This is a genomic window from Enterococcus sp. 2G9_DIV0600, assembly GCF_002140615.1.
Taxonomy (GTDB): Bacteria; Bacillota; Bacilli; order Lactobacillales; family Enterococcaceae; genus Enterococcus_D; species Enterococcus_D innesii.
Map to the genome: position 1 here is coordinate 2,253,128 of NZ_NGLL01000001.1, position 13,351 is coordinate 2,266,478.

Below are 13,351 nucleotides of genomic sequence, written 5' to 3' on the forward strand. Positions count from 1 at the left end.
ATATAAAGAAGAAGAAATAAACCATTACTAAGAAGATTGTCGATAAAACATGGACTTGAAACATAGCACTAATTGCCACTGAGGTTCCTATAACACTTAGTTTTTTTTCTTCAATTAATTTTATCAATGGTATCATACACAGCGGAAGAATTGCAGCTGGCCAAGCTGAAAGACCTTGTTGATCTATCCAATATTGAATTGGATAAGTAGTCATAAAAAATATACTGAATCCAGCAGAAATCCAACCATTTACTTTAATTTTTTTCAAGAAAATCAGCATGGAGAAACCGGAAATAATATAAAGTATAAAGTTGGATATTATTTGATATTGAAACCACGATTTTGAAATTATTACAATAATTCCTTGGAAATATGCAAATAGTGGACCATACAAAGCGTTGATGATTCGTCCGGATTGTTGAAACCCATACATTGATATAAAGTATTGATAATTTCCATTTTTTATTTGCTCACTTACATCATAAAAGCGATTATAATGAAAGATAGCGTCAGAACCAATAATAACTCCTCGCAGATATAACTGCGGAAAAATTAAAATGAAACTGGCAAATAAAATCAAAAACATTTGTATATATAATGGATATTTTTTTAAAAAACTCAGCATTTAAAAACTCCTCACATTTTCTTTTTACCTCTATTATTATTTTGTTTCTAAAATTGATTCTTATCGTATAACCCATATAAATATATAGCTATAATGTGGGAATTTCAACCTAAAAGGCACAGTATTTTTTCAAACTAAAAAAGCTAGCACCATTTTTTTAGTACTAGCTTATGTCAACTTTAAGGATAAATCCGATTCAACAACCGTGGAAACGGAATGGATTCTCTTACGTGCTCGATTCCTGATAACCAGGTAACGGTCCGTTCTAATCCAAGACCAAAGCCGGTGTGAGGAACTGAGCCGTACTTGCGTAAGTCTAAATACCATGAATATTCGTTTTCGTCCAAGCCGTGGGCGCGGATTTGTTCTAGCAGGTATTCATGATCGATGGCACGTTCAGAACCGCCTATGATCTCGCCATAGCCTTCTGGTGCGATCATATCGGCACAGATCACGACATCTTCTCTCGTTGGATGTGGCTTCATATAGAAAGGTTTGATGGCTTTTGGATAGTTTAAGATAAAGACGGGCTGATCGAATGAATTGGCAATAAAGGTCTCATGTGGTGAGCCAAAGTCATCGCCCCATTGAATATCATCAAAGCCGTTCTTTTGTAATAATGCCACTGCATCATCGTAAGAGATTCGTGGGAATGGTAATTTGGTGTATTTTTTCAAGACTTCACGGTCACGACCTAAGACGTCTAGTGCATAGTCACAGTTATCGAGCACATTTTGCACTAAGAATGCCACGTACTGCTCTTGGACTTCCAAGCTTTCTTCCTGGTGCATAAAGGCCATTTCTGGTTCAATCATCCAAAATTCAATCAAGTGACGACGTGTCTTTGATTTTTCGGCACGGAAAGTTGGTCCAAAAGAAAAGACTTTGCCAAACGCCATAGCAGCAGCCTCCATGTACAATTGACCGGACTGAGACAAATATGCTTTTTGATCGAAATAGTTGGTTTCAAATAAATCGGTCGTTCCTTCTGGTGCTGATCCGGTTAGGATCGGTGGATCGATTTTGATAAAGCCATTCTTGTTGAAGAATTCATACGTTGCCCGAATGATTTCGTTTCGGATTTGCATGATGGCATGTTGTTTTGACGAACGCAACCATAAGTGACGATGGTCCATCAAGAAATCTGTTCCGTGTTCTTTTGGTGTAATTGGGTAATCGTGGCTTTCACCGACAACTTCTAAACCAGAAATGCCAATTTCATAGCCAAATTTTGAGCGGCTGTCTTCTCTGATTTCCCCAGTGACCAGTACGGCAGTTTCCTGATTTAGATTTTTCGCTAATTGGAAAACTTCTTCCCCTACTTCACTTTTTACAACGATTCCTTGGAAATACGCTGTTCCGTCGCGAAGTTGTAAGAAGGCGATCTTCCCACTAGAGCGTTTGTTAGCAACCCATGCTCCGATTTGAACGGTTTCGCCAACGTGTTTTTTTGCATCTAAAATTTGAATAGATTCCACTTGATTCTCTCCTATCTAATTAATAAAGGCACCATAGAGCATTTTAAGCTTTTTGGCGTTTCTTTTCAACAAAATCATGGATTCGTTTGGTAGCTTCTGCTAACGTGTCCCAGTCAGTTGCATAGCTGATCCGTAAATAATCCGGTGTGCCAAAACCAGCACCAGTCACTACTGCCACGTGGGCTTCCATTAGTAAAGCTTCTACGAAGGCATCAATGGTTTGATAGCCGCACATTGTCATGGCTTCTTTGACATTTGGGAACAAGTAAAACGCGCCTTGGGGTTTCGTCACTTTAAAACCAGGAATAGCGGCAATTAACGGATATAGTTTATTCAAGCGTTCTTCAAAGGCCTGACGCATCACTTCGATCGATTCTTGATTACCAGTCAGTGCCTCAACTGCTGCGTATTGGCTAGCAGCCGGCGGGTTGCTGGTAGCTTGGGAAGCGATATCGACCATCGCTTTGATGATTTTTGCATCGCCGACAGCAAATCCAATCCGCCACCCAGTCATAGAATAGGTTTTAGAAACGCCGTTGATCACGATGGTTTGTTTGCGGATCTCTTCTGATAAGCTAGCGATTGATGTAAAGGTATTGCCGTTATAAACCAAACGACCATAGATATCATCGGCAATGATCCAAATATTGTTTTCCACTGCCCAGTTTCCGATTGCCGTTAATTCTTCTTTTGAGTATATCGCCCCTGTTGGGTTGGCAGGCGAGTTTAAAATAATGGCTTTCGTTTGTTCTGTACGAGCGGCTTCTAATTGAGCAACAGAAACTTTAAAATCTGCTGCTTGTTTGGCTTCAACAAATACAGGTGTACCTTCTGCTAAACGGACTTGTTCCGCATAACTGACCCAGTAAGGAACTGGAATAAGTACTTCATCCTCTTCATCAAGAAGCGCTTGAAACAGTGTATAAAGGGCAAATTTCGCACCATCTGTCACGATCACTTGGTTTGAATCATAGTCAGCACCATAAAACTCTTTCATATAAGCAAGAATCGCCTGTTTTAGCTCTGGAATCCCAGCAGTTGCTGTGTAAAAACTAGCTTTGCCGCTCTCAATCGCTGCAATCGCTGCTTGGCGAATGTTCTTCGGGGTAATAAAGTCGGGCTCACCGACGGTTAGACTTAATACGTCTACACCTTGGTCTGCTAATCCTTTTGCCTTAGCAGATGCCGCTAACGTAGCGGAGGGTTCTAATTTTTCTGCTCTTTTTGAAAGTACCATGTTTATCATCCTTCCTACGATCCAAATTTCTGTCTATCATAAGCGGCTTTCTATAGTTCAGTGACCGCTTTGATTTCTTCTCCATCTTTGAAACCAATCAAATAATAGTTCAAGCGACCTTGGTCGTCTTTGGTCATGACTTCCCAAGCGGGCTCGCCTTTAAAAATACCCAATGCTGCTTTTTGGATTTGCTGCCCTTGATGGTTGTCGCGAACGAAGGCCTTGGCCTGTGCTTCCGTCAATCCATCCCCTTGATTATAAACGGAAACCTTTTCGCCGCTTTTAGGAATGATCACGACGATCTCATTGTTATTCGTATCTTTTCCAACAATGCTAAAAGATGTCTCCTCACGGGTGAACCAATAGAATTGTTCGACCTCTGCTAAATCAGTGTATCTTTCTGCTATTTCGATCGCTTCGTTTCTTGCTTGTCGCATTGGACGAGAAGAACGGAGATAGAAAATAGAAGCGAAGAGAATAACGATCAGTAAAACCGTGATCGCACTCAGCAAAATAATCACTCGCCGATGTTCTTTGTCTTTTGTTTTCACACTTCGTACTCCAATCTTAAATAAAACTCATTATATCAGATGTTTGACTCATTTTTCAAAATCAACCGCCGCTTTTTCCTCTTGCGCAAAAAAATGTTGAATATCTTCGGCAATTTCGGTTGGGCTAGCTTCAATCAGAGGCAAGTTTTTGGGTAGACCTTTGACCATCCGTTTGCCATACTTTGTTGATAACAAGCGTCGATCAAGGACGACCATCACGCCTGTATCCTCTTCAGAACGGATCAAGCGCCCCAACGCTTGGCGTAGCCGTAGAATCGCTTTAGGTAAGGCATCTTCTTTGAAAGAATCGATGCCTTCTGCTTCCAAGAAGGCATGCCGTGCTTGGACCATTGGTTGCTTAGGATTCTCAAAAGGCAAGCGAGTCACCACAGCGATCTTCAAGGCCTGACCTGGTAGGTCGACCCCTTCCCAAAAACTGCTAGTCCCTAATAAGATGCCATTTTCCGCTAATAAAAATTTCTTTAAGATTTTCTCACGGGTTCCGCCAGTTCCTTGAGCAACGATTTCTCTGCCATAATGCAGGGCTTTTTTATTCAATCGATCATAGACATTTTTCAAAGTTTCATGCGCCGTAAACAACACAAGCGCTGGTTGAGCATTGTCAAACAAAATTGGGACTAACGCTTCGACTAAATAATCCGCGTATTCGGCAGCTGATGCTTGTTGGATCGAGAGACCTTTTTTAACTACATAGAGTCGAGTTTGTTTGCTGTAGTCATAAAAAGCGGGAATCGTTTTGACTGGCACATCGATCAAGCCGATCTGATGGGCAAAATATTCTTTGTTGCCTGGGATCTTCAATGTTCCCCCTAGATAAATGATGTGCTGATAGCGGTGATACCACGTGCTTTCCACGATCGAATGCCCTTCTAGATCAGCTAACTCAATCACAGCATTTCCTGACTGGGGATGCTTTTTTAACCAATGAACGTAACGAGGATGCCACCAAGTCAACCATGCGGTCACCGTTTGTTCCTGGGTTTCCATTTGACCAAAGAAATCAAACAAACGAGCAATCACGATTCGTTGTCTTGCATACCACCGATCATTGGTCAACTCGAATCGCTGACGTAACTGTTGTTGGATCTCATTGATTTCTTGATAGTAAAGGCTCAATTTCTGATGCAGCTTGTCTTGTGCTAACGTGCCATCATAGAGGTCGTCATGGTGCACGACTTGCAACTCTGGCGCATCGATCGATAAGGTGCGAAAATACTGCTCTTGTGTTTCGACCAAGATCGACAACGCGTTTCGATACAACGAGAACATCCGTTGTAAAAAATCATCCTCGGTAATGATTTGGGCAATTTCTTCAAATAGTCCTTCTTCATTTAGCTGTAAAAACTGTCGCTTGAAGTGCGCAGAGTCAAAGACATGTTGACTAAAGCCTTCTGCTTGCTGCGGCAACTGTTGGGCTTCATCGATCAATAAGTAATCACTCGCTGGCAAAAGCGGCTGCACTCGCCGGTTTTCCTGCATCAAAAAGGCATGGTTGACGATCAAAACATTGCTTTGCGCCATCCGCTGATATAAATGTCGGACAAAATCTTGTTCATAGAAGGGTTGATCTTTGGCTAAAAAGGCAACGCCGCGATGGCGGATGTCGGTAAATAAGGGATGATCAAGTCGAACCAAGTTCAATTCATCGAAATCCCCCGTTTCTGTTTTAGTTAGCCAAACTAAGATCCCCATTTGGTATTGCGCATATTGCTTTTGCTCTACCGGTTGATCAAGGGTCGCTTTAAAACGCTGCAAATCAATGTAATGACGATGGCTTTTGACCAAGACCGCTTGCAAAGGTTGCTGCAGTACTTGGTTTACCAAAGGAATGTCTTTGTTGATGATTTGATTTTGCAATAGAATTGATGAGGTACTAACGATCAATGGATTTTCTGGTGTCACTAGATAGGCGGCTGGAAACAAGTAACCGATGGTTTTCCCCATGCCTGTTTCTGCTTCAATGATCAGATTTTTCTCTGGCTGGGTGTAATGCGTATACACTGCATTCATCAAGCGTGCTTGTTGTTTCCGATAGACTAAGTGCTGCCCAAAGCGCTGTTCTTTTTCCGTTTTAACTTTCGGATACGTTTCTTGAAAATGCGTAGCTTCAAAAAGTGGGACGGTCTTTTTCCGCAAGACGATACCGTCGATCACTTCGAAATCTTCTGCCAACTCTGGGCCTTTTTCTTTTAAGATCCCATGGATATAGTCACTCGTTTGCATACCCATTTGACCGCTTAAAAGCGCAATTTGTTTAAGGGTCGTCCGTGGCAGTTCTCGCATGATCGCTTCGATATACAAAAATAAAGCTGCGGTCACTTCTGCATCACTATCTGCTTGATGCGGGTTATCATGACGAAAGCCAATGCTGTCTGCTAGGTCACCTAAACGAAAGCTGCTTTCTGTTGGTAAAAACACTTGCGCCAATTCCACCGTATCAATTCCGGGAAGTGATAAAGGTGGCAGCCCGCAACGCACAAATTCATTGCTTAAAAAATGATAATCAAAATAAATATTATGCGCCACAAAAATCGTGTTGCTGAGTAAGTTATAGATCGTATCAGCTACGTCTTCGAAATATGGCGCTTTGCTTACTTGTTGGTTTGTGATGTGTGTCAATCGTTGAATTTGCTTAGAAATTCTGCGGTCAGGGTTGATATCTGCGGCAAAACGATTGATGATCTTGCCATCTTGGACTAGGACACAGCCAAATTGAATAATTCGATCAACCGTCGAATCGGTTCCTGTTGTTTCAAGATCCACCACAGCGTATATGGGTTTCATTGTATTCCTCCTTGCACACTGTCTGCATTATACTACAAAATCAATGGCGATTACATCTGTTTTCCCACTAGATACAAGGGTTCTCAGGAGGTAAAACTAGAAAGCTAACCGTTCGCGTGTCCCATCTGAAAGAGTTTTTTGCTGGTCACTGATCGCTTTTTTCGACAAAAAAAGGGATCTTTTTTATAATTTACTATAAGGAGGCGAAAAAAATGAATGATTTCAAAAACAAACGAGTGATTGTAACGGGTGCTGCTTCAGGAATTGGAAAAGCAGTGGCAGAACAATTTCTAGCCCAGGGCGCACTTGTTGGGTTGATTGATCGCAATGAGAAAGAGCTGCAGGAGTTTCTTGCTGACTATGACGCACAAGCCCATTATCGAGCGGTTGACGTCACCGAAGCGGATAAGCTGCAAGAAGCAATGAGTGGCCTTGTGGAAGAACTAGGGGGACTTGATGTACTCCATGTCAATGCCGGCATCAACGGTACCTGGACACCGATCGAAGAGCTGACGGTGGCAGAATGGGATCAGACGATCAACACAAATTTACGCAGTACCTTTATTACCGTCAAAGCGGCCATTCCCTTTATGAAAACAAACGGTGGCAGCATTGTCATTACGAGTTCAGTCAATGGAAACCGCATCTTTAGCAATTTTGGTGCGACAGCTTATAGTACGTCTAAGGCAGGACAAGTTGCCTTTACAAAAATGGCTGCGCTGGAACTTTCCGGTTATAATATTCGGGTCAATGCTATCTGTCCTGGGGCGATCGCAACGAATATCGATGCCAACACAGAAATTGAAGAAGAAGTTGCTCGCGTTGAGATCCCCGTCAAATATCCAGAACGTTCTCGACCATTAAAGCAAGAAACAGGCGTGCCAGAACAAGTCGCCAACCTTGTGCTTTTTCTTTCTTCAGAGGCTGCGGGCAATATTTCTGGAACGGAAGTCTATATTGATGGAGCGGAATCTTTACTTTAATCCAACAAAAAAACGAAAAATCAAACCTGATCCCCTCACTTGTTTCATTGAAGCCCTTGAGATGAATCATTTCTTGATTTTTCGTTTTTTCGTTTTGGTTATTTTTCCACCAAAGCCGCGATTTCTTCTAAAAAGGCAGTCTTGCCATAAAAATCTGCATTTAGTAACTCTGGAAAAATGGCTTCAAAGAAATAAGTGACACACGGACGATGCTGAAACTCTTTGACGGTTAAAACGGCCTCTCGAAACATTTCTTTGTATACTTTATCTGGGTTGCTCTTTGAGATCTCTTCAAAAGATTCATACAAAAGATCGATCTTATCCGCAATTGCTAATAGCTGCCCTTCAAGGCTGTTGTCTTTGCCATCCGCTAGGCGTCTGCGATACGTTGCTTGAAAGCTTCCTGGAATTTCTTCTTCGATGAAGGCATCGGTCATTTTTTCTTCAACGGTTGATAACATTGCCCGCAATTCTTTGTTCGCATATTTGACCGGCGTTTTGATATCACCGATGAAACGTTCCGTGTAATCATGGTTCAAGGCTTTTTCATAAAGAATTTGCCAGTTGACTTGATTTCCCGCTTGTTCTTCGATATCGGCTAAGGTCTGGGCAATCATCGTTACTCGAAATGAATGAGCAGCTACACTGTGCTCAGTAAACTTAAAAAAACCCGGCGCTCGTTGGATCTTTTCTAAATTAGCCAATCCGAGAATAAATTCATTCAATCCCATAAATGTGCCTCCTTTTTTTAAGAGTATAACAACTCCTTTGTCTGCAAGCAAATATCTCGCGCACAAAAAAAGAGCAGCTAAGCTGCTCTTAAAAGGCATTCACAAATTACGCTTTGTTAACGTTAGTCGCTTGAGGGCCACGTTGTCCGTCTTCGATATCGAAAGTCACTGCTTGACCTTCTTCTAAAGTTTTGAAGCCTTCGCCTTGGATAGCTGAGAAATGAACGAATACATCGTTACCGTTTTCTGCAGTGATGAATCCAAAACCTTTGTCTGAGTTAAACCATTTCACTGTACCTGTTTCCATAATAAAAATCCTCCTTGTGTTTATACACATATTTTGCAATTACTTGTATAAGGTGAAAATGTGGAAGATGTTTAAGATGAAACAAGCTACCATAATTTACCGTAACAAAAACTACACTTTGTATTATAGCACATTATCTTCATTATGACTAATAGAAAATCAAAAAAAATGAAAACGCCTTTATTTTTTTATGATTCGCAAAAAGACTGCTGCACTAAAGATCTGCAACAGTCTTTTCTTTTTTGGAAACGATTTATTTACGAATGTCGCAACTGCGTTTAGTAACGCAAAATCGCCGTCAAACTTTTTTCTCCTGGGGCATCTTTTTGTTCCAAAATAGATACCTCGCCGCCGTTTTCTAAAACATCGATTGCCAGCGTATTTAACACTTGGCGACGATCGTACTCTGTATCAGGATCTTCTCCAAAACCATCGGCGAGATTTGAGGTAGCCACAAACAAATTGGCGATGCGGCCTTCTTTGGCTGCAGGCACGATATCAACCAATTGGTCAATAAATTTTCGATCCAACAGCTTGCCGTATTCCTCAACTTCTTTTTGTGTCAACTCCGCAATCAGCTTTTGCGTACACGTTTGGATCTCTTTCAAAGATAACGACGCTGGTGAAGAAGAAATACTTGGATCTGCTTTGAAAAAGTTGGTTTTTGCCACTTTTTTAAACAGCGTTTGATTTTCTGGCAACGCAAAAAGATACATTGGTAAATGCTCTTCGTTTGAAAAATCATTTTTGAAAAATGCATCAACTGCTTGGTAGTAGTTGACGTGATCGATCTCGACCTCTTCGTCTTTGGCACTAAAGCCATGATAAGCGACGCCTTCTCCTCCTGAGTTAGGGCCACCTTGGGCACTGTAATTAAAGTTGCCGCCGCCAGTGATTTCTTCCCCCAGCGCTTTTTCGATCGTTGTCGGTGCCTCTTCTGGCAACTCGACTTCACGCACTTGATTGTTTTCAACTTGATAGACTTGCATTGAATCGCGATTCAACGCTAAGAGATAAAATGGGTAATTAAATTGTGCGTTTTTGATGACAGCTAATACATAAGGAGTTTCCCCTACGTAATATTGATCATCCACACGAATACTTAACCGATGAACTAGTACATCTTCTGGGGTGATAATCACCGCCACACTCGTTGTACTGTTGCGCCAAAATGATTGATCTGCAAGCAGTTCATCAATTTTCGTTTGAAAAAGATCCCAAGAATGTTCTGGGTATTTTTTTTCAAAGCGGCGCTTCGCATCTTTGGCAAAGTTCTTAAATTTGATTTGATCCTTTTCGACATTCTGGTGGCCGACATGCGTATTGAGCATGATCGTGACAAATGGTCCTTTGATTCCGTCAGATATTACCTGCGATAAAAAACTTTTTCCAAATTTTCCCATTCCACATTACCTCCTGCTTAATCAAATACAAATAAAGTGTACCATGCTTATTTTCTTCCATAAAGTAAAACGATTGCACGCGTTTATTTCCTCATTCGTTTTTCTGATTACTCACTATACTGGCTATTTTTCAGCGGATCAGCCAATGTATTTCTGGTGGCCCATAGAAAGCCTCGTTTGGTCCAAGTCTGAATGGTCGGCTCTTTCAGCTCTTTTAGACTGTGTCCAACGGATTGGAAAAAGACTCTGCCCTTGCCCCATTTTTTGATCCACATCATTGGCAGTATGACTTCTTGGTTAGCTGCATTCGGATGATCTTTAGCGGCAAATGTTGAGGTAGCTAACACAGTGACGGCTGGATCAACCAGGCAATAGTATTGCTCCGTCGTCAACTGAGGGATCGATTGCGTATTTGCCGTAATATAGTGATCTGTCGTAAGGTCGATGCTATAGGTCGTTTCCAAGCCACCAGGATGTGCCAAAAAACAGCCACCAGTCAGAAACAACCAGCCTTTACTGGCTTGAAAAGCCGAAGCAAAGCCGCCATGAACTCCTGCTAATCCTAATCCTTCTGCTACAGCCTGAGTGACATTTTGCAGCGGCTCATCAGGCAATTCTCCTCGCGTCCAATTCATGATCAACAGATCCAGCCTTTTTAATTCTTCTTTATGATAGAGAGGTTCAAAATCTGAGGCGAGTGTCACCTGATATCCTTCTGACTCCAGCAACGTTTGGTAAAACTGACTGGTCTCTTTTGGGGCGTGTCCTTCCCAACCTCCATAAATGATCAATGCTTGTTTCATTTTGTGTTCCCTCCTTTCTTTCTAACTTAGCGAAAAAAAAGCAAAAAGCGAAGCAAAACGATTCTTCGTTTTCCTTCACTAGTAATTTTTTCTGATTTAACGGTTGATTGAACGCCCGACACGATTGATCGTATGGCGCATACCTCTAATTGCAACCGATGTTTCAAAAATATTTTCAGTCGGTGCCATGCCGCCATAACCGGCATCACCGATATGCTGCAGGTCGACCCCACAAGTTTTGTTGATAATGGCTAATTGTCGCAACGTTTCCGGACGCGCACTCTCTTGACTCGTTCCGATCGCTGACATCGTCAATAAGTCATATTGTTTGGCAATTTGAACAGCTTCAAGCAGATCCTTTTCTAGAAAGCCTTGAATCGAGCCAACGGAAGGCAGTAACAAAATATCTGCCCCAGCTTCAGCGTAAGAAATGATGGCTTCTCGATCAACCACAGGTTCATCTGAGCCGGCACTGTGCATTTTTCCAGCGATGATCAACCCAGAGAAATGTTCTTTTGCCAATTTTACTGCTTTAGCGATTTCTCGGTTGGTCACACCTGTTCCAGGATTGCCTGTAAAGCAGAGAAAGTCCACCCCGAGTTCTTGGGCTTTTTTGATGGTGTCAACCGAACTTGTTCGGCCTTGACTGATGCTGATCTTTTCACTCATCATCTCCGTCGTAGCTGGGATCGGCTCAAGATTGATGCCGACAGGTCGTCCAATCAGTTGTTTTAGTTGAGGAATCGGGTTTTCAATCGGTTGTGTAGGATCAAGCAGCTGCTCCAATGTGATACCAGGCATCCCAAAAATAGCTGGACGATAACAATCAAAGCCATTCAACAAAATCAAGTCAGCCCCAAAAGCTGCCGCGACTTCTGCGTTGGTGATATCGCCAGCTTGCGGTATGGTTTGAACCACCGTTTCACAGACGATCACTCGTCCTTCGCTCGCTTTAATGGATTGCTTTAATTCTTGCGCCGACATTTCTTTGATTTCACTATAGTTTGCACTTATCAATCGTTTGACCATGTTTTTCTTCCTTTCTTTTCCTTCTCATCTTGCGAGAAACACGAATAACAGGTAAAATATAGCTATTGTGTTCCCTTAGTTAAATGGATATAACAAGTCCCTCCTAAGGATTAGTTGCTGGTTCGATTCCGGCAGGGAACGTTTTTTGAAGAAAAAGATTCCTTATTTTTAAGGAATCTTTTTTTGTTAGAAAGTGAATGCGTCTGTGTCGATTGGCTTAGAAATAATCTTCCAGAATCGGCTTTCCGTCTGGTAAGTTTTCCTGAATCATCACTGCAGCTTCCTTCTCCGTTTCCATTTGCTGGAAAAAGACCAAAGAGTCGAGGGATTGTGCCTGCATGAACAGCTGCACAAAACGCTGAATCGACAAGGTTGCTTTTGGCAGCTTGGTAGCCGTCGTTTTCGTGACCTGATGCTGAGCGTTTTCGATTGTCACTTCATAACAGCCATTATTCCATGGGGCATATTCATCCCCTTGAATTTCTATGGCAAAACCGCCGGCTTTTTTCAATGTGAATGGATAACTTTTTAGAAACCCTTCCACATCGATGACGCGCGCCATCATGTCCGGGCGCACTTGGTAGTGAGCCAATGGTTTGGCCGCGTTTGCTTGTAGGACTTCCCCATCAAACCCTGGTCGATAGTTAATCTGTGCTACTGAATCTGCATGAGAGACGATAAACCGATTAAATCCTTGATACGCATCAGCGGTCAAATAGCCCCACTCTTGAATATCGAAACGTCCCCCATCGATAAAGTAAATCAAGTAGCCTTCAGGGACCCCTGCTTCATTGCGATAAATCGCAAACGTATACGGTCGGCGCAAAACAAACTTGATTTCTTCCCACCAGGGTTGGCGAATCAGCCCGCCTTTTTGATGGCGCGGCAATTGATGATAAATCTCGTGAATGATCGGCTGTGCTTCCTCCCAATTCATGCGTTGAATCGTTCCATTCACTTTCTTGCCATCGGGCCATTGATGCGCATCGACTTCATAAACCGTCCGTTCAAAAGTGTACTCATACCCATATCTACGATAAAACGCAAAGGAGAAAGGTGCCAGATAGGAAAGAACGATTTTTTGTTCATAGCAATCTTTAATGATTTGTTTCATGATCCGATCGATCCGACCTTGGCTGCGATACTCTGGATACGAAGCCACAAAACCGATCCCTGCCATTGGATAGGTCGTTCCATGAAAATTCACATCAAAAATCGTTGCCATGATTTGGCTCGCTAGTTTTCCATCCTCGTCGTAGGAACCATAATTCCATGAATTCTCCGCAAGCTTGCGATAGCGCTTGATATTTGTTTCATTCAATTCCCACTGAAAGGCATAAGAAACCAAGTCCAGTACTTCTTGCGAACCAAATTCGGTCATTTTTTTGACATCTGTCAT

11 protein-coding genes, 1 tRNA gene and 1 pseudogene are annotated in these 13,351 nt (G+C 42.2%); 2 read left to right on the forward strand and 11 right to left on the reverse strand.

The annotated features are described in order from the left end of the window. The 5 genes and pseudogenes from A5870_RS17350 to A5870_RS10720 form a co-directional block, all read right to left on the reverse strand. A pseudogene (locus A5870_RS17350) lies at positions 1–625 on the reverse strand (hypothetical protein); the annotation flags it as partial. A gap of 179 nt (positions 626–804) precedes the next feature. Continuing rightward, the gene (asnS, locus tag A5870_RS10705) at positions 805–2,103 is read right to left on the reverse strand and encodes an asparagine--tRNA ligase (protein WP_005229504.1); all 1,299 of its coding nucleotides are present in this window, start codon (positions 2,101–2,103) and stop codon (positions 805–807) included. A 43-nt stretch (positions 2,104–2,146) separates the two neighbouring features. Then, complete coding sequence (locus A5870_RS10710; RefSeq protein WP_086292799.1) at positions 2,147–3,340, reverse strand: pyridoxal phosphate-dependent aminotransferase; 1,194 nt, start codon at positions 3,338–3,340, stop codon at positions 2,147–2,149. A 50-nt stretch (positions 3,341–3,390) separates the two neighbouring features. Further along, the gene (locus A5870_RS10715; RefSeq protein ID WP_086292801.1) at positions 3,391–3,891 is read right to left on the reverse strand and encodes a cell wall elongation regulator TseB-like domain-containing protein; all 501 of its coding nucleotides are present in this window, start codon (positions 3,889–3,891) and stop codon (positions 3,391–3,393) included. Positions 3,892–3,939: 48 nt separating this feature from the next. After that, on the reverse strand, positions 3,940–6,696 hold the full coding sequence (locus A5870_RS10720) for a helicase C-terminal domain-containing protein (protein ID WP_086292803.1): 2,757 nt from the start codon (positions 6,694–6,696) through the stop codon (positions 3,940–3,942). 212 nt (positions 6,697–6,908) lie between these two features. On the opposite strand from A5870_RS10720, the gene A5870_RS10725 reads away from it, so the two are divergent. After that, the gene (locus tag A5870_RS10725) at positions 6,909–7,679 is read left to right on the forward strand and encodes an SDR family oxidoreductase (RefSeq protein WP_077452593.1); all 771 of its coding nucleotides are present in this window, start codon (positions 6,909–6,911) and stop codon (positions 7,677–7,679) included. A gap of 98 nt (positions 7,680–7,777) precedes the next feature. Here A5870_RS10725 and A5870_RS10730 read toward each other — a convergent pair whose 3' ends face one another. From A5870_RS10730 to A5870_RS10750, 5 genes are all read right to left on the reverse strand, one after another. Continuing rightward, positions 7,778–8,410, reverse strand: coding sequence for a YfbR-like 5'-deoxynucleotidase (locus A5870_RS10730; protein ID WP_086292805.1), 633 nt, complete (start codon positions 8,408–8,410; stop codon positions 7,778–7,780). 106 nt (positions 8,411–8,516) lie between these two features. Then, on the reverse strand, positions 8,517–8,717 hold the full coding sequence (locus A5870_RS10735; RefSeq protein ID WP_003126918.1) for a cold-shock protein: 201 nt from the start codon (positions 8,715–8,717) through the stop codon (positions 8,517–8,519). Between the two features lie 278 nt (positions 8,718–8,995). Next, the gene (locus A5870_RS10740) at positions 8,996–10,120 is read right to left on the reverse strand and encodes a baeRF6 domain-containing protein (protein ID WP_086292807.1); all 1,125 of its coding nucleotides are present in this window, start codon (positions 10,118–10,120) and stop codon (positions 8,996–8,998) included. Positions 10,121–10,227: 107 nt separating this feature from the next. Continuing rightward, positions 10,228–10,923, reverse strand: coding sequence for a ThuA domain-containing protein (locus A5870_RS10745; protein ID WP_086292809.1), 696 nt, complete (start codon positions 10,921–10,923; stop codon positions 10,228–10,230). Between the two features lie 96 nt (positions 10,924–11,019). After that, positions 11,020–11,952: a DUF7916 family protein gene (locus tag A5870_RS10750; protein ID WP_086292811.1), complete on the reverse strand. Its 933-nt coding sequence runs from the start codon at positions 11,950–11,952 to the stop codon at positions 11,020–11,022. A gap of 69 nt (positions 11,953–12,021) precedes the next feature. Here A5870_RS10750 and A5870_RS10755 point away from each other — a divergent pair. Beyond that, positions 12,022–12,093: transfer RNA gene (locus A5870_RS10755), tRNA-Arg, on the forward strand. Positions 12,094–12,169: 76 nt separating this feature from the next. Here A5870_RS10755 and A5870_RS10760 read toward each other — a convergent pair. Next, positions 12,170–13,351: a GNAT family N-acetyltransferase gene (locus A5870_RS10760; RefSeq protein ID WP_086292813.1), complete on the reverse strand. Its 1,182-nt coding sequence runs from the start codon at positions 13,349–13,351 to the stop codon at positions 12,170–12,172.

Excerpts from the sequence above, each read along its gene's own strand:
- A5870_RS10710 (WP_086292799.1), bottom strand. The coding sequence starts at position 3,340 with ATGGTACTTTCAAAAAGAGCAGAAAAATTAGAACCCTCCGCTACGTTA.
- A5870_RS10720 (WP_086292803.1), bottom strand. The coding sequence starts at position 6,696 with ATGAAACCCATATACGCTGTGGTGGATCTTGAAACAACAGGAACCGAT.
- A5870_RS10725 (WP_077452593.1), top strand. The coding sequence starts at position 6,909 with ATGAATGATTTCAAAAACAAACGAGTGATTGTAACGGGTGCTGCTTCA.
- A5870_RS10730 (WP_086292805.1), bottom strand. The coding sequence starts at position 8,410 with ATGGGATTGAATGAATTTATTCTCGGATTGGCTAATTTAGAAAAGATC.
- A5870_RS10735 (WP_003126918.1), bottom strand. The coding sequence starts at position 8,717 with ATGGAAACAGGTACAGTGAAATGGTTTAACTCAGACAAAGGTTTTGGA.
- A5870_RS10740 (WP_086292807.1), bottom strand. The coding sequence starts at position 10,120 with ATGGGAAAATTTGGAAAAAGTTTTTTATCGCAGGTAATATCTGACGGA.
- A5870_RS10745 (WP_086292809.1), bottom strand. The coding sequence starts at position 10,923 with ATGAAACAAGCATTGATCATTTATGGAGGTTGGGAAGGACACGCCCCA.
- A5870_RS10750 (WP_086292811.1), bottom strand. The coding sequence starts at position 11,952 with ATGGTCAAACGATTGATAAGTGCAAACTATAGTGAAATCAAAGAAATG.
- A5870_RS10760 (WP_086292813.1), bottom strand. The coding sequence starts at position 13,351 with ATGACAGATGTCAAAAAAATGACCGAATTTGGTTCGCAAGAAGTACTG.